Origin of the sequence: Massilia sp. METH4, assembly GCF_037094685.1 — a bacterium.
Taxonomy (GTDB): domain Bacteria; phylum Pseudomonadota; class Gammaproteobacteria; order Burkholderiales; family Burkholderiaceae_D; genus Rugamonas.
On sequence record NZ_CP146614.1, the window covers coordinates 2,141,385 to 2,160,907 of the forward strand.

At 64.0% G+C, this 19,523-nt stretch carries 15 protein-coding genes and 4 tRNA genes; 15 read left to right on the forward strand and 4 right to left on the reverse strand.

The features are described from left to right. Positions 1 to 123: 123 nt before the first annotated feature. Genes ttcA through V6Z91_RS09620 form a run of 3 tightly spaced genes read right to left on the reverse strand, consistent with a single transcriptional unit; the run spans position 124 to position 2,232 of the window. A complete protein-coding gene (gene ttcA / locus V6Z91_RS09610; RefSeq protein WP_338769692.1) occupies positions 124 to 1,038 on the reverse strand; it encodes a tRNA 2-thiocytidine(32) synthetase TtcA in 915 nt (304 codons plus the stop codon). After that, the gene (locus V6Z91_RS09615) at positions 1,035 to 1,433 is read right to left on the reverse strand and encodes a dihydroneopterin aldolase (protein WP_338769694.1); all 399 of its coding nucleotides are present in this window, start codon (positions 1,431 to 1,433) and stop codon (positions 1,035 to 1,037) included. Before V6Z91_RS09615 ends, ttcA begins: the two co-directional genes overlap by 4 nt. Before the next feature lie 25 nt (positions 1,434 to 1,458). Further along, positions 1,459 to 2,232: an SDR family oxidoreductase gene (locus V6Z91_RS09620; protein ID WP_338769697.1), complete on the reverse strand. Its 774-nt coding sequence runs from the start codon at positions 2,230 to 2,232 to the stop codon at positions 1,459 to 1,461. Positions 2,233 to 2,310: 78 nt separating this feature from the next. On the opposite strand from V6Z91_RS09620, the gene V6Z91_RS09625 reads away from it, so the two are divergent. From V6Z91_RS09625 to V6Z91_RS09635, 3 genes are all read left to right on the forward strand, one after another. Next, a complete protein-coding gene (locus tag V6Z91_RS09625; protein WP_338769699.1) occupies positions 2,311 to 3,459 on the forward strand; it encodes an SAM-dependent methyltransferase in 1,149 nt (382 codons plus the stop codon). Between the two features lie 122 nt (positions 3,460 to 3,581). Then, on the forward strand, positions 3,582 to 4,529 hold the full coding sequence (locus tag V6Z91_RS09630; protein WP_338769702.1) for a J domain-containing protein: 948 nt from the start codon (positions 3,582 to 3,584) through the stop codon (positions 4,527 to 4,529). A gap of 158 nt (positions 4,530 to 4,687) precedes the next feature. Beyond that, positions 4,688 to 6,337 carry a response regulator gene (locus tag V6Z91_RS09635; protein WP_338769705.1) on the forward strand — a complete coding sequence of 550 codons (1,650 nt, stop codon included), beginning with the start codon at positions 4,688 to 4,690 and terminating at the stop codon, positions 6,335 to 6,337. Positions 6,338 to 6,358: 21 nt separating this feature from the next. Here V6Z91_RS09635 and V6Z91_RS09640 read toward each other — a convergent pair whose 3' ends face one another. Further along, positions 6,359 to 9,595 (reverse strand): EAL domain-containing protein, encoded by a 3,237-nt coding sequence (locus V6Z91_RS09640; protein WP_338769707.1) that lies wholly within the window; start codon positions 9,593 to 9,595, stop codon positions 6,359 to 6,361. Positions 9,596 to 9,799: 204 nt separating this feature from the next. On the opposite strand from V6Z91_RS09640, the gene V6Z91_RS09645 reads away from it, so the two are divergent. The 12 genes from V6Z91_RS09645 to rpoB all read left to right on the forward strand — a co-directional run bounded on the left by V6Z91_RS09645 (position 9,800) and on the right by rpoB (position 19,452). Continuing rightward, positions 9,800 to 9,885, forward strand: a tRNA-Tyr gene (locus V6Z91_RS09645). A gap of 46 nt (positions 9,886 to 9,931) precedes the next feature. Beyond that, positions 9,932 to 10,005 (forward strand) — tRNA-Gly (locus V6Z91_RS09650). Positions 10,006 to 10,028: 23 nt separating this feature from the next. After that, a tRNA-Thr gene (locus V6Z91_RS09655) sits at positions 10,029 to 10,103 on the forward strand. A gap of 95 nt (positions 10,104 to 10,198) precedes the next feature. Continuing rightward, positions 10,199 to 11,389: an elongation factor Tu gene (gene tuf, locus V6Z91_RS09660; RefSeq protein WP_338769710.1), complete on the forward strand. Its 1,191-nt coding sequence runs from the start codon at positions 10,199 to 10,201 to the stop codon at positions 11,387 to 11,389. 97 nt (positions 11,390 to 11,486) lie between these two features. Beyond that, positions 11,487 to 11,562 (forward strand) — tRNA-Trp (locus V6Z91_RS09665). Positions 11,563 to 11,598: 36 nt separating this feature from the next. Next, a complete protein-coding gene (secE, locus tag V6Z91_RS09670) occupies positions 11,599 to 11,982 on the forward strand; it encodes a preprotein translocase subunit SecE (protein ID WP_338769713.1) in 384 nt (127 codons plus the stop codon). After that, positions 11,983 to 12,597, forward strand: coding sequence for a transcription termination/antitermination protein NusG (gene nusG / locus V6Z91_RS09675; RefSeq protein ID WP_338769716.1), 615 nt, complete (start codon positions 11,983 to 11,985; stop codon positions 12,595 to 12,597). Positions 12,598 to 12,694: 97 nt separating this feature from the next. Further along, positions 12,695 to 13,126 carry a 50S ribosomal protein L11 gene (gene rplK, locus V6Z91_RS09680; RefSeq protein WP_338769719.1) on the forward strand — a complete coding sequence of 144 codons (432 nt, stop codon included), beginning with the start codon at positions 12,695 to 12,697 and terminating at the stop codon, positions 13,124 to 13,126. Between the two features lie 2 nt (positions 13,127 to 13,128). Continuing rightward, positions 13,129 to 13,824: a 50S ribosomal protein L1 gene (gene rplA, locus V6Z91_RS09685; protein WP_338769722.1), complete on the forward strand. Its 696-nt coding sequence runs from the start codon at positions 13,129 to 13,131 to the stop codon at positions 13,822 to 13,824. A gap of 252 nt (positions 13,825 to 14,076) precedes the next feature. Then, the gene (gene rplJ / locus V6Z91_RS09690; protein WP_338771783.1) at positions 14,077 to 14,607 is read left to right on the forward strand and encodes a 50S ribosomal protein L10; all 531 of its coding nucleotides are present in this window, start codon (positions 14,077 to 14,079) and stop codon (positions 14,605 to 14,607) included. Between the two features lie 61 nt (positions 14,608 to 14,668). Continuing rightward, positions 14,669 to 15,043: a 50S ribosomal protein L7/L12 gene (gene rplL / locus V6Z91_RS09695; RefSeq protein WP_338769724.1), complete on the forward strand. Its 375-nt coding sequence runs from the start codon at positions 14,669 to 14,671 to the stop codon at positions 15,041 to 15,043. Positions 15,044 to 15,342: 299 nt separating this feature from the next. Further along, the gene (rpoB, locus tag V6Z91_RS09700) at positions 15,343 to 19,452 is read left to right on the forward strand and encodes a DNA-directed RNA polymerase subunit beta (RefSeq protein WP_338769726.1); all 4,110 of its coding nucleotides are present in this window, start codon (positions 15,343 to 15,345) and stop codon (positions 19,450 to 19,452) included. The last annotated feature ends 71 nt before the right edge of the window (positions 19,453 to 19,523 follow it).

Genomic DNA, 19,523 nt, shown 5'->3' on the forward strand with positions numbered 1-19,523 from the left:
GTGTGCGACACCGGTTTTTTCCTGATGTTGCCGGCTTCGGTAAGGAAAACCGGTGTCGCACCGCTGCGACGGACCGACCTGAAGGTTTCCGACCCCAAGCCGCGAGCGGGCGGCTGGCCGAGCTTATTTCGGCTGCAACGGAATAATCCCCGGCACGGTGGCCGGCGTCGAACACGGCTCCTCGTCGAACGCGATATCGCCCAGCGGATTGGCGACGCCATCGGTCTTCAGGTCCGCGAAGCCGAACAGGTTGCGGTCCATCAGGTGCGACGGCACCACGGTGGACAGCGACGAGAATACGCTTTCCACGCGCCCCGGGTGCTTCTTTTCCCAGTCGCGCAGCATCGCCTTGATCTGCTTGCGCTGCAGGTTTTCCTGCGAGCCGCACAGGTCGCATGGAATGATGGGGAAGCCTTTCACTTGCGCATAGCGTTCCGTGTCCTCTTCCTTCACATAGGCCAGCGGGCGGATCACCATGTGCTTGCCGTCGTCGGACACCAGCTTGGCCGGCATGCCCTTGAGCTTCCCGCCGAAGAACATGTTCAGGAAGAAGGTCTCGAGGATGTCGTCGCGGTGGTGCCCCAGCGCGATCTTGTTGCAGCCCAGCTCGTCGGCCACGCGGTACAGGATGCCGCGGCGCAGCCGCGAGCACAGCGAGCACGTGGTCTTCCCTTCGGGGATCAGCCGCGTGACGATCGAATACGTGTCCTGGTTCTCGATGTGGAACGGCACGCCCAGCTCCGTCAGGTAGCGGGGCAGCACATCGGCCGGGAAGTTCGGCTGCTTCTGGTCGAGGTTCACGGCCACGATGTCGAAGTGGATGGGCGCGCGCTCGCGCAGGGTCAGCAGGATGTCGAGCAGGGCATAGCTGTCCTTGCCGCCGGACAGGCACACCATCACCTTGTCGCCTTCCTCGATCATGTTGAAGTCGCCGATGGCCTGGCCCACCAGGCGGCACAGGCGTTTATGCAGCTTGTTGTTCTCGTAGGCGACCTTGTCGGCCGCCTTGTCCGCGGTTTTGTCTACGACGGCGTTCATGCTTCATCCTTGATGTGGAAGACTTCGACACCCACGCCTTCGCAGTCGGGGTACACGTCCGGCTTCATCGTCGACAGGCGCACGGCGCGCACGCGCGGGTGGGCCAGCAGCGCGGTGGCCAGGTCGTCGCACAGCGTCTCCTGCAGGTGCACGTGGCCCTGGGCCATGCGGGCAGCAATCGTGTCGCGCATGAAGTCGTAGTCGACCACTTCATGCAGCTCGTCCGCCTTCGGCGTGGAGACGGCCAGCGGGATATACAGGTCGACATTGAACAGGACGCGCTGTTCGCCCTTCTTCTCGAATTCGTGCACGCCGATATTGATCAGCACTTCGTAATTGCGCAGGAACAGCCGGCGGCAGTCTTGCAGGCGGGGGTGGGTGAGGGCGGACAGCATGTTGGAAAAATGAAGTTAAGGGGTTTTATTTGGCGAGGAACATCACGTCGCGCGGCAGCGGCAGCAGGTGCTGGCCGCCGTCGACCAGCAGCGTGGTGCCCGTCACCGCGCGCGCGGTGGCCGCATACAGCACGGCCGCGGCGATGTCCTCGGGCGTGCTGGAACGGCCCAGCGGCGTTTGCGCATGGGCCTTGGCAAAGCCTTCCTCGGTCTGGTCGCCGGAAACCATCGTGATGCCGGGCGCCACGCCGACCACGCGCACCTTCGGCGCCAGCGCCTGCGCCAGCACCGTGGTCGCCGTGTGCAGCGCCGCCTTCGACAGCGTGTACGACAGGTAATCGGGGTTGAGATTGTACAGCTTCTGGTCCAGCAGGTTGACGATCACGCCCTGGACACCGTCGGCGATCTGCGCGTGCAAGGCCTGCGCCAGCAGGAGCGGCGCGGCGACGTTGGCACGCATGTGCACATCGAACTTCGCGGTGGCGAAATCGGTGGCGCTGTCGTAGTCGAACAGCGATGCATTATTGACCACGCATGTCACCGGGCCGAGCGCGTCGACCGCGGCGGGCAGCAGGCGCTTGACGGCAGCTTCGTCGGCCAGGTCGCCATGCACCAGGGCGGCGCGGCGGCCCAGCGCCGCGATTTCACGGGCCACTTCCTCGGCTTCCGCGCGCGAGGCACGGTAATGCACGGCCACGTCCCAGCCGGCTCCGGCCAGCGCCAGCGCGATGGCGCGGCCGATCCGCCGGCCGGCACCGGTCACGAGCGCCACCGGCGCGCCGCGATGTTTCGTTGTCATTTGGTCGGTTGTCGTCATTCTCGGATCGTCATTTGGGCATCATTTGGGGCGGCTGGCCCGATTCGCTACAATGCGGGGATGTCTCTTCCCGCACCTTCCCCGGACGCGCTGGCCGCGTCGCAATCCCTGCAGCAGCAGATCGCCGCCGACGTGGCACGGCATGGCGGCGCGCTGTCCTTCGCAACCTTCATGGAAACGGCGCTGTACGCACCGCGCCTCGGCTATTACACGGGCGGTGCGGCCAAGCTGGGCAAGGATGGCGATTTTACAACCGCGCCCGAGATGTCGCCGCTGTTCGGCGCCGCGGTGGCGCGTGTTGCAGCCGACATTATCGCCCAAAGCGCTCCGAACATCCTCGAATTCGGCGCCGGCACGGGCAAGCTGGCGCGCGACGTGCTGACCGAGCTGGCCGCCATGGGTGTCGCGGTGGAGCGCTATGCGATCGTGGAGCTGTCCGGCGAGTTGCGCGCCCGGCAGCAGGAGGCGCTGCGCGACTTCCCGCAGGTGCTGTGGCTGGACGGTTTCCCGGAAACGTTCGACGGCGTGGTGCTGGGCAACGAAGTGCTCGATGCCATGCCCGTGCACCTGGTCACGAAGACGGCGGCCGGCTGGCGGGAACAATGCGTGACGGTGACGGAAGGGCGCTTCGACTACGTGGCCGCCGACCTGTCGCCCGGACTGCAAGCGCAGATTGCACGGCAGATCCCCGACCAGGACACCCTGCCGGAAGGCTATGTGACGGAGCTGCACGGCACCGCGTGCGGCTTCATGGGCACGCTGGGCGCATTGCTGGCCCGCGGCCGCGGCGCCGCGATCCTGCTCGACTATGGTTTCCCGGCGCCCGAGTTCTATCACCCGGACCGGTCGGCGGGCACGCTGATGTGCCACTACCGCCACCATGCGCATCCCGATCCGTTCTACCTGCCCGGCTTGCAGGACATCACCGCGCACGTGGATTTCACCGCCATGGCCCTGGCCGCCCAGGATGCGGGCGCTGAAGTGCTGGCCTATATGAACCAGGCATCTTTCCTGCTCGCCGCGGGCATCGGCGACCTGCTGCTGCGCACCGATCCGGCAGATACGAAAGCCTACCTGCCGCAATCGAACGCCGTGCACAAGCTGCTGTCGCCGGCCGAGATGGGCGAGCTGTTCAAGGTGCTGGTGGTGGGCAAGAACGTGGCGTTGCCGCCGGCCGTGATGGCCAGCGACCGGGCCTGGCGCTTGTAGCACGTGGCTGTTGCGGCGCGGCAGATGTGCCGTGTTTCTGTGCGAAAATTGTTATAAGTTCGGCTATGATGGTTGACCTGGCGCGAAACCCGTCGTGACGCGCGGCTGACAATACTAGAACGATGGGCAAGATTCATACTCACTATGACAACCTGAAAGTGGCCCGCGGCGCGCCGCAGGAAGTCGTACGTGCCGCCTACAAGGCGCTGAGCCAGAAGTATCATCCGGACAAGAACCCGGGCGACGAGCGCGCCGCCCGCATCATGGCCATCGTCAACACGGCCTACGGCACCTTGTCCGATCCGCAGCGGCGCAAGGAGCACGACGAGTGGATCGCCCAGGAAGAATACGAGATCGAACTGGTGGAGAGCACGCGCCAGGACGATCCGCAGCGCGTCGGCGACGGGCCGGTGAGCGCCTGGCCGGACGGCATACCAAGCGTGCGCCGGCGCCGGCTGAAGGGCAACTGGGGCTGGTGGCTCACGGCCATCGGCTGCCTCGGCCTGGGCTGGGTCGGCGGCATGCTGACCGTGGCCGAACCCCGCCAGGTCTCCACCGTGCTGGCGGCGGCGTGGGGCGGCAAGCCGTCGGGCGAGATGACCGCCACCACCACCTACCCCCGTGCGTCGCAGGCGACGGCCGCCGGCGATGGCTGGGAAACGGCGCCGCGCCCGTATTCGCCGGACGGCGACACGCTGCCGCCCCCGGTCAAGGTGGTGGCCCTGTCGCAGGTGATCCTGCCGGGTTACTCCAGCGACTGCGAGAATGAAACGCCGGCGCTGGTGGCGCCCAACGGCGAACCCTGGCCCACCCAGTCGGGCTACGTGGAAGGCTTCCCTGTCATGGCCAAGGGCCAGGACATGCAGGTGAACCTGGATAACAGCGACAATGCCTTCCCCGTCTTCATCAAGGTCTACGACCTGGAACGCCGCGCCAACGTGCGCTATGTGTTCGTGCAGGCGCAGGACAAGTTCGTCGTCGACCAGCTGGCCAGCGGCCGGTACGAGATCCGTTACCAGAACATCGACCTGGCGGGCAAGAACAGCTGCGCGCGCAAGGGGCGCGGCTGAGCGCGACCGGCGGGCGGGCCTTGGCGGGCGACAGTACGTCGCGCGCGACACCGTGCCGGGCTGGCGCATACCATAGGCGGTGTGAAAATGGCTGTGCAGGCACGGTGTTGCCGCCCGGCGCGCCCCGTTGTCCAAAACCCTGATCCTCGAACACCATCATGGCGGAATTGAACGGCCTTGCCGCATTGCTCATCGAGCCTCACTCGGGCATGCGGGCGAACCTGCAGAACATGCTCACCACGCTGGGCCTGGCCCGCGTGGACGTGGCCACCAACGCGCAGCAGGCGCTGCGCGTGCTGGCCACGCGGCAGGTCGACCTGATCCTGTGCGAATACGACCTGGAAGGCGGCCAGGATGGTCAGCAATTGCTGGAAGACCTGCGCCAGCAGGAACTGATTCCGGCGGCCACGCTGTTCTTCATGGTCACGGCGGAAGGGCAGAGCAGCAAGGTCACGAGCGTGGCCGAGCTGATGCCCGACGATTACATCCTGAAACCCTTCAAGGCCGATACCTTGCTGGCCCGCATCGAACGGGCGCTGGACCGGCGCGCGGCGCTGCTGCCCGTGCAACAGTTGTTGGAAGCGGGCGAGCACCGCGCGGCCATCGCCGCGTGCGCCGAACAGGAAACCGCGCAGCCCCGCTACAAGGCCGACTTCATGCGGGTGCGGGCGGAAACCCATCTGCTGCTGGGCGAGCCGGAGCAGGCCGAGCATGTCTACGGCGCTGTGTGGCAGGAGCGCAACGCGCCATGGGCGCGGCTCGGCCAGGCCAAGACGCTGGCGCTGCGCGGGCGCATCGACGAGGCGCGCGACATGCTCGCCGAGCTGCTGGGCCATAACGAGCGCTATCTCGCCGCCTACGACTGGCTGGCCCGCGTGCACGAGGAAGCGGGCCAACTGGCCGAAGCGCAGGCGGTGCTGTCCGACGCCGCCACCCTGGCACCGCACACGGTGGGCCGGCTGCGACGGCTGGGCGAAGTGGCGCTGGAGGCGGGCGATGCCGATTCGGCCGAGCGGGCGCTCAAGCAGGTGTTGCAGCGGGCCCGCCACTCCGAATTCCGCGACCCGGAAGACCACGCCCGGCTGGCACAGTCGCTGCTGAAGAAGGGCGACGTGGCCCAGGCCGAGCTGGTAATCCGCGACATGGAACGCTCGCTGGCGAACAGCGAAAACACGCCCGTGTGCGCCGCGATCGCCACGGCCATGCTGCTCGAAGCCACCGGCGACACGGCGCGCCTCGGCGCGGCCCTCGACAGGGCGCTGGCCGGCGCGCGGCAGGCGCCGCACCTGTCGGCGGGCATGAAGCTGGAACTGGCCCGCGCCTGCCTGGCGGCCGGCCGCGAGCAGCAGGCGGCCGAAGTGATGCGCAATGTGATGGCCAGCGCCGGCGGCGGCACGCCGATGGCGAAGGCGATGCGCCTGCTGGAGCAGTCCGGCAAGGGCGACATGGCGAACAGGCTCGCCCGGGAAAGCCGCCACGCGGTGGCCGAAATGGTGGCGCAGGGGGCGGCGCAGGCCAAGGCGGGCGATCTGCGCGGCGCCGTGGACACGATGCTGGACGCCGTGCAGAAGCTGCCGGACAATCCGCAGGTGGTGTTCAATGCCGCCGTCGCCGTGCTGAAATACCTGGAACGTGCGGGCTGGGATGAAAAGCTGGGCACGAAGGGCATGGAACTGGTGGCGCACCTGCGGCGCCTCGACCCGGCCAACGCGCGGCTGGCCGCGCTGGGCGGCCTGCAGGAAGAACTGCTGAGGAAGTACAACGTGCGCCCCGGCCGGCGCACCGTCACCGTGCGGCAGCGCGCCTGAGCCGGCCCCGCCCTCCGCCCGCTATGCGCGGGCCGATACCGGGCCGTCCAGCGTGGCGCCGGCCTCGCGCGTGAAGTCCGCCGCCGGCATCGGCCGCGCGAACAGATAGCCCTGCGCCGCGTCGCAGCGGTGCGCGCGCAGGAACGCAGCCTGCGCCGCCGTCTCCACGCCTTCCGCGATGACTTCCAGCCCCAGCGCGTGGGCCAGGCCGATGGTGGCGGTCACGATGGCCGCATCGTTCGGATCGGTCTCGATATCCTTGACGAAGCCACGGTCGATCTTGATGCGGTCCAGCTCGAACAGCTTCAGGTAGGACAGCGACGAGTAGCCGGTGCCGAAATCGTCGATCGCCACGCCGATGCCGCGCGAGCGCAAGCCCTGCAGCAGCGTGCGGCTGCGTTCCGGGTCCTGCATGGCCGCCGATTCCGTGATTTCCAGTTCCAGCAGCGCGGGATCGACTCCGGCTTGCGCCAGCATCCCGTCGAGCAGCGCGAGCAAGCCGTCGCCCTGGCACTGCCGCGCCGACAGGTTGACGGCCAGCCGCAGGTGGCCAAGGCCGATGCCTCGCCAGTGAGTGAGCAGGCTGACCGCCTTGCGCAGCACCCACTCGCCCAGCGGCAGGATCAGGCCCGATTCCTCGGCGATCGGGATGAAGCGGTCCGGCCCCACCGTGCCGAGTTCGGGATGGTGCCAGCGCAGCAGCGCCTCGGCGCCGATCACGGCGCCATTGCACAGGTTGACCTGCGGTTGCAGGTACAGCTCGAATTCCTCCTGTTCCAGTGCCTGCCACAGGCGGCTCTCGAGCAGCAGCCGCTCGTGGGTCGCGGCATTCATGTCGGGCGAGAAGAACTGGAAATTGCCCCGGCCGCGGCTCTTGGCCGCATACATGGCCGTGTCGGCGTGGCGCAGCAGCGTGTTGGCATCCTCGCCATCGACCGGATACATGGCGATCCCCACGCTGGTGCCGCTGTGCACGGCCTGCTCCTCCAGCGAATACGGGTGGGCCAGCGCGTCGACGATGCGCGCCGCCATGTGGCTGGCGTCGTCCGGCGTGACGTGGCCCGTCACGACGATGAATTCGTCGCCGCCCAGGCGGGCAATCGTGTCCACGTCGACCAGCAGTTCGCGCAGCCGTTCGGCCACGGCCAGCAGCAGCTGGTCGCCCGTCTGGTGGCCGTGGGTATCGTTGATCTTCTTGAAGTGATCCAGGTCGAGGAACATCAGCGCCACCGTGTGGCGCTGGCGGCGCGCCCGGGCAAGCGCCTGTTCCAGGCTGAGGTTCAGCGACAGCCGGTTCTCCAGGCCCGTCAGCGGATCGTGGTGGGCCAGCCGGTGGATGCGCTCCTGGGCGCGGCGCTGCTCGGTCAGGTCGTGCAGGATGGCCACGAACAGGTGTTCCCCGGGCAATTCCACTTCGCTGACCGAGACGGCGAGCGGGAAGGCGGCGCCATCGCTGCGCCAGCCGGTGGCTTCGTGGTCGTGCGGATTGTGCACGTGATCGGCGGCGATGCGCCGCAGCAGTGCGTCCGGTGTATCGTTGCCGACCGGCAGCAGGCGCGCCAGCGGCAACCCGGCCATCTGCTCGGGGGCGTAGCCGAACAACCGGCCGGCAGCCACGTTGGCGCCGGTCAGCGTGCCATCGGCGGCGATCGTCAGGATCGCATCCGCCGCCTTTTCCAGGATTGCCTTCAGGCGCGCCTCGCGCTCCTGCAGTTGCGCGGTGCTGGCCTCGACCTGCGCCCGCACGGACGCCTGCTCGCCGCTGGTGAGCAGCAGCAGGCCGCCGAGCAGGCTCGTCAGGACCAGTCCGGCGGCCAGCACGGCGAGGCTCTGCCAGCCGTGCTGGCCGGCGATGTACTCGGCCGTCGGAGTAAGGGTCAGCCGGTAGAGGCGGCCGCCGAAGTGCAGGGTGCGCTCGGAAGCGGGCTGGTCCGCGGCACCGGCCGGGGCCGGCGACAGCGGCTCGCCCGTGGCTTCGTCGCGCAGGCTGGCTAGCAGGTGCGGGAAGCCCACTTCGCGCATCACGCTGTCCAGGTAGGTGCTCGGTTCGAGCACGATCAGCAGGATCGCATCGGCGGGCGCCGTGCTGCCGGACGGCACCGCTTGCAGCAGCGCCACGGCGCGGTGCGGCTCGGGTTGCTGCAGTGTCAACGGGGCGCTCGCGGTGGGTTCGCCGGAAGCCAGTGCCCGCTCGACCGCCGCCGCCCGGGCCGGTTCGGACAGCATGTCCAGGCCGAGATACAGGCGATTGGCGCGCGGCTCGGCATAGCTCGTCACCACGTACCGGTCCCGCTGCGGTGCGGGCCGCAGCGTGCCCGTCGCGTCCGGCGCGCGGATCGCGAAGGTCGGATCGACGGCCTCCCTGGCCCAGGCCTCGAACGCGTCCCGATCGGCGCCCGCGACCGGCTTGAGCCAGCTCATCGTCAGGATTTCCGGATGACGGGACTGGTAGCCGTGGGCGAGATTGCGGAAGATGTCGGGCCGGATGCGGTTGCCGTAGCCGGTCATGCCGCTGACGATCGCAAAGACATAGCGCTCATGTTCGGACAGCTTGGCCTGCAGCAGGTCCGACGCCTGCTGCGCCTTCAGGTGCACCTGCTGCATCTGCTGGTGCGCTTCCCAGCGGCGCACCTGCAGGAAGATCACGGTGAACAGGGCGACCAGCACCAGCACCGGCACGGCCACGGTCCAGCGCCTTTGCCGCCACAGCGCTTGTGGATGGCCGAACAGGGTCCAGGCCAGCGGCGCGCCCAGCAATATCCCCAGCGCGTCGCCCATCCACCACGTGAGCCAGCTGGAGAACTGGTGAGGCCCGAGCAGCATGCCCAGCAGTGCGAGCGTGCACAGCGACAGCGTACTGCTGATGAGCGCGAGGGCCGGCGGCAGCGCCAGGAAGCGCAGCACGTCGCGCCCGCTGCCGATGGCCGGGTGCACCCAGCGTTTGAAGGCGTGCATCCCCACGTAAGCCTGCAAGGCGGCCGCCGCGGCGGCGGCCAGCGCGGCGGCCGCCAGCGTGCCGGACGGCATCGCGGCCACGCGCGGCAGGGAATACAGGTTGAGCAGCAATACGCCGAGCGCAACGCCCGGCAGCAGGCGCGGGCCGCCGCTCACCAGGGCTGCCAGCGCCAGGCCGGCCGGCAGGAACAGTGGAGTGGAAAAGCCCGGCACGAGGGTCAGTTCGCGGCCCGCGATGCCGATCGCGACATAGGCGAGCGCCAGCAGCAGGTTGGCCGGCAGGCGGCGCTGAAGAAAATTCAAGAGGGGCGCTCCAGGGGTAGGGCGGGAAGGGTTGACTTGCAGATTCTATAGCAAAGCATGCAACGTAAAAACAACACTTGCATTTCTTGCGAGGTACCCGCTACAATCTCGCCCCGAAGCAGGCAGTTAGCTGCTCGATACGAAATGTTTGTGTCGAAGCGTTGACAGTTTTGATTTTATGCTTCATACTCTGCGGTTCCTCGCGGAGGGGTGGCCGAGTGGTTAAAGGCAGCAGACTGTAAATCTGCCCTCTTATGAGTACACTGGTTCGAATCCAGTCCCCTCCACCAAGTTTTTGCAAGGAAACTGAGTGACAATGTAGTGAAACGGAACCTCGCGGGTGTAGCTCAATGGTAGAGCTGAAGCCTTCCAAGCTTAAGACGAGGGTTCGATTCCCTTCACCCGCTCCAGTTTTCATTGCTGCAATAAAAAAGCCCTTGTAGCTCAGTGGTAGAGCACTCCCTTGGTAAGGGAGAGGCCACGTGTTCAATCCACGTCAAGGGCACCAGAATTCGCCCCGGCTCCGCCGGGGTTGCTGCAAGTACCAAATCTGACAGTCGGGCGCGTGCCCAGCAATATCTTAAAAATTGTTAGGAGTCTAAAATGGCAAAAGGTAAGTTTGAGCGGACTAAACCGCACGTGAACGTTGGCACCATCGGTCACGTCGACCATGGCAAGACCACCCTGACCGCTGCAATCGCAACCGTGCTGTCGAAGAAGTTCGGCGGCGAAGCCAAGGCGTACGACCAGATCGACGCTGCTCCGGAAGAAAAAGCACGCGGCATCACGATCAACACCGCGCACGTCGAGTACGAAACCGCTGCCCGTCACTACGCGCACGTCGACTGCCCGGGCCACGCCGACTACATCAAGAACATGATCACCGGTGCCGCCCAGATGGACGGCGCGATCCTGGTGTGCTCCGCTGCTGACGGCCCGATGCCGCAGACCCGCGAACACATCCTGCTGGCCCGTCAGGTTGGCGTGCCTTACATCATCGTGTTCCTGAACAAGTGCGACCTGGTCGACGACGCGGAACTGCTGGAACTGGTCGAAATGGAAGTGCGCGAGCTGCTGTCGAAGTACGAGTTCCCGGGCGACGACCTGCCGATCATCAAGGGTTCGGCACGTATGGCCCTGGAAGGCCAGCCGGGCGAACTGGGCGAAGACTGCATCATCCGCCTGGCCGACGCACTGGATTCGTACATCCCGACGCCTGAGCGCGCCGTGGATGGTGCCTTCCTGATGCCTGTGGAAGACGTGTTCTCGATCTCGGGTCGCGGCACCGTGGTGACCGGTCGTGTGGAACGTGGCGTGATCAAGGTCGGCGAAGAAATCGAAATCGTCGGCATCATCGACACCGTGAAAACGACCTGCACCGGCGTGGAAATGTTCCGCAAGCTGCTGGACCAGGGTCAAGCTGGCGACAACGTCGGCCTGCTGCTGCGCGGCACCAAGCGTGAAGACGTGCAGCGTGGCCAGGTTCTGGCCAAGCCGGGCTCGATCAAGCCGCACAACCACTTCACCGGCGAGATCTATGTTCTGTCGAAGGACGAAGGTGGCCGTCACACCCCGTTCTTCAACAACTACCGTCCGCAGTTCTACTTCCGTACGACCGACGTGACCGGCTCGATCGAGCTGCCGGCGGACAAAGAGATGGTCATGCCGGGCGACAACGTGTCGATCACCGTCAAGCTGATCTCCCCGATCGCCATGGAAGAAGGCCTGCGTTTCGCAATCCGTGAAGGCGGCCGTACCGTCGGCGCGGGTGTTGTGGCCAAGATCCTGGGCTAAGCAAAGTAGTTAGTAGTAAAAGTCCGCTGCCAAAAGTAGTGCTAGCGCCCAACAAAGTTGGGTGCTAGAATAGCGGACTCACTGTGAAGTTTTACGTAGGGGCGTAGCTCAATTGGCAGAGCGTCGGTCTCCAAAACCGAAGGTTGGGGGTTCGATGCCCTCCGCCCCTGCCACCGAATTCTGGTGCAGGGCACCGAAAGTAAAAACGAATGTCTAATCAATCCGTGCAAACCGTTGGCACGAGCGGCGACAAGCTGAAAGTCGTGCTGGCGGTGGTTGCAGCGATTGCAGGCGTAGTCGGGTTCTTCTACCTGGCAGGTCAACCAACCCTGGTGCGGGCAGCCGCGCTTGTGGTTGGTTTGCTTATTTCCGTCGGCATTGCCTACACCTCCGCCTCCGGCCGTGACTTCATTAATTTCTCGAAAGAAGCTGTTCGCGAAACCAAGAAAGTCGTTTGGCCTACGCGTAAAGAAGCCACGCAAATCACGTTGATCGTGTTTGCCTTCGTGGTGGTGATGGCGATCTTCCTGTGGGGAACGGATAAGCTGTTGGAGTTCCTGTTGTACGACTTGATTCTGGGTTGGAAAAACTAAATGAGCGATAACGTGCAAGACGATCAGGTGCCGGGCGACGCTCCGGCACAAGATGCTGGCGCTCCGCTCAGCGTACCGGTCAGCAACAAGCGCTGGTACGTTGTGCATGCTTATTCCGGCATGGAAAAAAGCGTGCAGCGTGCCCTGATGGAGCGCGTCGAGCGCGCCGGCATGCAAGACCAGTTTGGCCAGATCCTGGTGCCGACCGAAGAAGTCGTGGAAGTGAAGAATGGCCAGAAGTCCGTGACCGAGCGCCGTTTCTTCCCGGGCTATGTGCTGGTGGAAATGGAAATGACGGACGAGACCTGGCACCTGGTGAAGAACACCGCCAAGGTCACCGGTTTCATCGGCGGCAAGTCGAACAAGCCGACGCCGATTCCGGCCCGCGAGATCGAAAAGATCATGACGCAGATGCAGGAAGGCGTCGAGAAGCCGCGGCCGAAAGTACTGTACGAAGTGGGCGAGCAAGTCCGCATCAAGGATGGCCCGTTCACTGACTTCAACGGCAACGTCGAGGAAGTCAACTACGAGAAGTCCAAAGTGCGCGTCTCCGTGACCATCTTTGGTCGCGCCACCCCCGTCGAACTCGAATTCGGGCAGGTCGAGAAGGTCTGATCTGCCTCCCGCCTAACGGAGCGTATCCGTACGAGGAGCCCTGCCAGCTAGTATCGGCGGGGCGCTACCACTCAAATCCAACGATAGGATAGCCATCATGGCAAAGAAAATCATTGGCTTTATCAAGCTGCAAGTGCCAGCTGGTAAGGCAAACCCGTCTCCTCCGATCGGCCCGGCCCTGGGTCAGCGCGGCCTGAACATCATGGAATTCTGCAAGGCGTTCAACGCCCAGACCCAAGGCCTCGAGCCGGGCATGCCGATTCCGGTGGTGATCACCGCCTTCGCGGACAAGTCCTTCACCTTCGTGATGAAGACCCCGCCGGCAACGTTCCTGATCAAGAAGCACTCGGGCGTGCAAAAAGGTTCGGCCAAGCCGCATACCGACAAGGTCGGCACGCTGACCCGCGCTCAAGCGGAAGAAATTGCAAAACTGAAGACCCCGGACCTGACCGCCGCCGACATGGAAGCCGCTGTGCGCACCATCGCTGGCTCGGCACGTTCCATGGGCATCACCGTTGAGGGCTTCTAATCATGGCAAAACTGTCCAAGCGCGCACAAGCCATCAAGGCTAAAGTAGACCGCACGAAAGTGTACCCGTTCGACAACGCCGTATCGCTGATCAAGGAACTGGCCACCGCCAAGTTCAACGAATCGATCGACGTGTCCGTCCAGCTGGGCGTGGATCCGAAGAAGTCGGACCAGGTCGTTCGCGGCTCCGTCGTGCTGCCAGCAGGCACCGGCAAGACCGTTCGCGTGGCCGTGTTCGCCTCCGGCGAAAAGGCTGAAGCTGCCAAGGCAGCTGGTGCGGACGTGGTCGGCATGGAAGACCTGGCAGAACGCGTGAAGGCCGGCGACATGCCGTTCGACATCGTGATCGCCTCGCCGGACACCATGCGTATCGTCGGTACCCTGGGCCAGATCCTGGGCCCGCGCGGCCTGATGCCGAACCCGAAGGTCGGCACCGTGACCCCGGACGTGGCAAACGCCGTGAAGAACGCCAAGGCCGGTCAGGTTCAGTACCGTACCGACAAGGCTGGCATCATCCACGCCACCATCGGCCGCAAGTCGTTCAGCGACGCCGATCTGAAGACCAACCTGGTCGCTCTGATCGAAGCCCTGAACAAGGCCAAGCCGGCCTCGTCGAAAGGCGTGTACCTGCGCAAGGTCTCGCTGTCGTCGACGATGGGCGCAGGCGTGCGTGTCGATCACGCCAACCTGGCGGCCTAAGCAAGAATTCAAGTCCCGGCGGAACATCAGCCGGGCGCATCTTTGGGCTGGTGTGTACGGAAGTGCGCACCAGGCAGTCAAAGACCGTTGGGCCGAAGCAGCAGTTGGGCGGAGGTTAATAGTCGGGGCAACCCGTACCCAGCGCAGATGGTGTACCCGAACAAGTTTTGCAGTCCATTGGACTCCTAACCTCGGACGCCGTTGTTCGAAACCGATGCGGAAATTTTTCTGCATCTTCTAAGGAGATTGACCGTGGGTCTCAATCTGAATGACAAAAAGGCCGTTGTCGCCGAAGTTTCCGCAAAAGTAGCAACTGCGCAAACGATCGTCGTGGCTGAGTACCGTGGCATCCAGGTTGCTCACTTGACGAAACTCCGTGCAGCCGCGCGTGCCCAGGGCGTGTACCTGCGTGTTCTGAAGAACACGCTGGCTCGTCGCTCTGTCGAAGGCACGCAGTTCGCCAACCTGTCCGACGCCATGACCGGTCCGCTGATCTACTCGATCTCGGACGACGCCGTGGCTGCCGCGAAAGTCATCGCTGACTTCGCCAAGACCAACGATAAGCTGGTCGTCAAGGCAGGTAACTATGCAGGCAAGCAGCTCGACGTAGCTGGCGTGACTGCATTGGCGAGCATCCCGAGCCGTGAAGTCCTCATCTCGCAGCTGTTGGGCGTCATGCTGGCTCCGGTTTCCGGCTTTGCACGTGGTCTGGCTGCCCTGGCAGCCAAGAAGAGCGAAGGCTCCGACGCTGCTCCGGCAGCCGAAGAAACCGCTGCTGCCTAAGTTTGCGGCGCGCTCGTCAAGTAATCAATTCTGTAGCATACAAATCAATTAGGAGTTTCAAATGGCAATTAGCAAAGACGATATCCTGAACGCAGTTTCCGAGATGTCCGTGATGGACCTGAACGAACTGGTCAAGGCTTTCGAAGAGAAGTTCGGCGTGTCCGCAGCTGCAATGGCAGCTCCGGCAGCTGGCGGCGGCGCCGCTGCTGCTGCAGTGGAAGAGCAGACCGAATTCAACCTGGTCCTGTCCGAAGTGGGCGCGAACAAGGTCGGCGTCATCAAGGCCGTGCGTGAAATCACCGGCCTGGGCCTGAAGGAAGCCAAGGATCTGGTCGACGGCGCACCGAAGACCGTGAAGGAAGCCCTGTCGAAAGCTGACGCTGAAGCCGGCAAGAAGAAGCTGGAAGATGCTGGCGCCAAGGCCGACCTGAAGTAATTACTATTATTGGCGCCGGTAGCATTTAGCGCCTGAGCCAAAGCCTAGGCCCTCCCTCTTGAAGGGGGAGGGCCGGCTTTGGCTCCTTTGTCGTCTCTGTTGTATTTCCGCAGTACCCCTGTTTCAGCAGTACCCGCGCAATAGATGTAACTGGTCTTTGCTGTCCCGATATCGATGTCCCCGACACGAGGGCGGTAGTGCCTTGAGGTTTCGCCTGAATGCGCATCAGTGATCCTGATTGCAAGCATACAAGCCGAAACCTGAATTTTCTACCCTTTCCTGTCACTCACGGAGTGTCCATGCACTACTCATTTACTGAGAAGAAGCGCATCCGCAAATCATTCGCGAAGCGCGCCAACGTCCACAACGTTCCGTTCCTGCTGGCGACCCAGCTCGAGTCGTACGAAAACTTCTTGCAAGAGCATACTCCCGTTGCCCAGCGCAAGAACGAAGGCCTGCAATCGGCCTTTACTTCCATCTTCCCGATCGTTTCGCACAATGGCTTCGCACGCCTGGAATTCCTGTCCTACGTGCTGGGCGACCCCGCCTTCGACGTGAAAGAGTGCCAACTCCGTGGCCTGACCTTCGCTTCCCCGCTGCGCGCCAAGGTGCGCCTGGTGATCCTGGACAAGGAATCGCCGACCAAGCCGGTCGTGAAGGAAATGAAGGAACAGGAAGTCTACATGGGCGAACTGCCCCTGATGACGACCACCGGTTCGTTCGTGATCAACGGTACCGAGCGTGTCATCGTGTCGCAGCTGCACCGTTCCCCGGGCGTGTTCTTCGAACACGACCGCGGCAAGACGCACTCGTCCGGCAAGCTGCTGTTCTCGGCCCGTATCATTCCTTACCGCGGCTCCTGGCTGGACTTCGAGTTCGACCCGAAGGACATCCTGTACTTCCGCGTCGACCGTCGCCGCAAGATGCCGGTATCGATCCTGCTGAAGGCCATCGGCATGACGCCGGAACAGATCCTGGCGAACTTCTTCGTGTTCGACAACTTCAACCTGCGCTCGGAAGGCGGCGAACTCGAGTTCGTGGCCGAACGCCTGCGCGGTGAAGTCGCGCGCTTCGACATCGTCAATCCGAAGGATGGCAAGACGATCGTCACGAAGGACAAGCGCATCAACGCCAAGCACGTGCGTGAAATCGAAGCAGCCGGCATCGCCCACATTTCCGTGCCGGAAGACTACCTGCTGGGCCGCGTGCTGGCCAAGAACATCGTCGATCCGGAAACGGGCGAAGTGGTGGCCTCGGCCAACGACGAGCTGACCGAAGAGGTGCTGAACCGCCTGCGCGAAGCGAACATCACCGCTATCCAGACGTTGTACACCAACGACCTGGACCAGGGTGCCTACATCTCGCAGACGCTGCGCATCGACGACACGGCCGACCAGAACGCCGCCCGCGTGGCGATCTACCGCATGATGCGTCCTGGCGAACCGCCGACCGAAGAATCGGTGGAAGCGCTGTTCAACGGCCTGTTCTACAGCGCCGACCGCTACGACCTGTCCGCCGTGGGCCGCATGAAGTTCAACCGCCGCATCGGCCGTGACGAACTGACCGGCACCATGACGCTGTCGAACGACGACATCCTGGCCGTGATCAAGATCCTGGTCGAGCTGCGCAATGGCCGCGGCGAAGTCGACGATATCGACCACCTGGGCAACCGCCGCGTGCGTTGCGTGGGCGAACTGGCCGAAAACCAGTTCCGCGCCGGCCTCGTGCGCGTGGAGCGCGCCGTCAAGGAGCGCCTGGGCCAGGCCGAAGCCGACAACCTGATGCCGCATGACCTGATCAACAGCAAGCCGATCTCGGCCGCGATCCGCGAATTCTTCGGTTCGTCGCAGCTGTCGCAGTTCATGGACCAGACCAATCCGCTGTCCGAGATCACCCACAAGCGCCGTGTTTCCGCACTGGGCCCGGGCGGCCTGACGCGCGAACGCGCCGGCTTCGAGGTGCGCGACGTGCACCCGACCCACTACGGCCGCGTGTGCCCGATCGAAACGCCGGAAGGCCCGAACATCGGCCTGATCAACTCGCTGGCACTGTATGCCCGCCTGAACGAATACGGCTTCCTGGAAACGCCGTACCGCAAGGTCGAGAACAGCATGGTCACCGACAAGATCGACTACCTGTCCGCGATCGAAGAGGGCCGCTACATCATCGCCCAGGCAAACGCCAAGATCAACGACGAAGGCAAGCTGGTCGACGAGCTGGTGTCGGCCCGTGAAGCCGGCGAGACGATCCTGGTTTCCCCGGAGCGCATCCAGTACATGGACGTGGCGCCGGGCCAGATCGTTTCCGTGGCAGCCTCGCTGATTCCGTTCCTGGAACACGATGACGCGAACCGTGCACTGATGGGCGCCAACATGCAGCGCCAGGCCGTGCCTTGCCTGCGCCCGGAAAAGGCGCTGGTCGGTACCGGCATCGAGCGCACCGTGGCGGTCGACTCCGGCACCACCGTGCAGGCACTGCGCGGCGGCGTGGTGGACTACATCGACGCGGGCCGTGTCGTGATCCGCGTGAACGATGAAGAAGCACAGGCTGGCGAAGTCGGTGTGGATATCTACAATCTGATCAAGTACACCCGTTCGAACCAGAACACCAACATCAACCAGCGTCCGATCGTGCAAGTGGGCGACCGCGTGGCCAAGGGCGACGTGATCGCCGACGGCGCATCGACCGACCTGGGCGAACTGGCACTGGGCCAGAACATGACCGTGGCGTTCATGCCGTGGAACGGCCTGAACTTCGAGGACTCGATCCTGATCTCGGAAAACGTCGTGAAAGACGACCGTTACACCTCGATCCACATCGAAGAACTGTCCGTGGTGGCTCGCGACACCAAGCTGGGTGCCGAAGAAATCACGCGCGACATCTCGAACCTGGCGGAGAACCAGCTGGCCCGCCTGGACGAATCGGGCATCGTGTACATCGGCGCGGAAGTGCAGGCCGGCGACACGCTGGTGGGTAAAGTGACGCCGAAGGGCGAAACGCAACTGACGCCGGAAGAAAAGCTGCTGCGCGCGATCTTCGGCGAGAAGGCATCCGACGTGAAGGATACGTCGCTGCGCGTGCCGTCCGGCATGGTCGGTACCGTGATCGACGTGCAGGTGTTCACCCGCGAAGGCATCCCGCGCGACAAGCGCGCCCAGCAGATCATCGACGACGAGCTCAAGCGCTACCGCCTGGACCTGAACGACCAGATGCGTATCGTGGAGGGCGACGCCTTCCAGCGTCTGGAAAAAATGCTGATCGGTAAAGTCGTCAACGGCGGTCCGAAGAAGCTGTCCAAGGGCGCGACGATCACGAAGGAATACCTGGACGATCTGGACAAGTACCACTGGTTCGACATCCGCCCGGCGGACGACGACGCGGCAACTGCCCTCGAAGCGATCAAGGAATCGATCAACGAGAAGCGCCACCAGTTCGACCTGGCCTTCGAAGAGAAGCGCAAGAAGCTGACGCAAGGCGACGAGCTGCAGCCTGGCGTGCAGAAGATGGTCAAGGTGTACCTGGCCGTGAAGCGCCGCCTGCAGTCGGGCGACAAGATGGCAGGCCGCCACGGTAACAAGGGTGTGGTTTCGCGCATCGTGCCGGTGGAAGACATGCCGTACATGGCCGACGGTACGCCGGCGGACGTGGTGCTGAACCCGCTGGGTGTTCCGTCGCGTATGAACGTGGGTCAGATCCTCGAGACCCACCTGGGCTGGGCGGCGAAGGGCCTGGGCATCCGCATCGGCGAAATGCTGCAGCAGCAGATCAAGGTCGAAGAAATGCGCAAGTACCTGACGACCGTGTACAACGAGTCCGGCGCGAAGGAAGACATCGCAAGCCTGTCCGACGAAGAGATCATGAAGCTGGCGCACAACCTGAAGAAGGGTGTGCCGTTCGCGACGCCGGTGTTCGACGGTGCGCACGAATCCGAAATCCGCCGCATGCTGGACCTGGCGTACCCGGACGAGATCGCCAAGAACCTGGGCATGACCGAATCGAAGAACCAGGTCACCATGTACGACGGCCGCACCGGCGAAGCGTTCGAGCGCAAGGTCACCGTGGGCGTGATGCACATGCTGAAGCTGCACCACCTGGTCGACGACAAGATGCACGCCCGCTCCACCGGCCCGTACTCGCTGGTGACGCAGCAGCCGCTGGGTGGTAAAGCCCAGTTCGGTGGCCAGCGCTTCGGTGAGATGGAGGTGTGGGCACTGGAAGCGTACGGCGCATCGTACGTGCTGCAGGAAATGCTGACCGTGAAGTCCGACGACGTGAATGGCCGTACCAAGGTGTACGAGAACCTCGTCAAGGGCGATCACGTGATCGATGCCGGCATGCCGGAATCGTTCAACGTGCTGGTGAAGGAAATCCGTTCCCTGGGTATCGATATCGACCTGGAACGCACTTAAGTCACTGGCAGAGGGGACAGACCCCGCATGGGGTCTGTCCCCGGCGGGTTCCGACCCGGTTAGAAACAGAA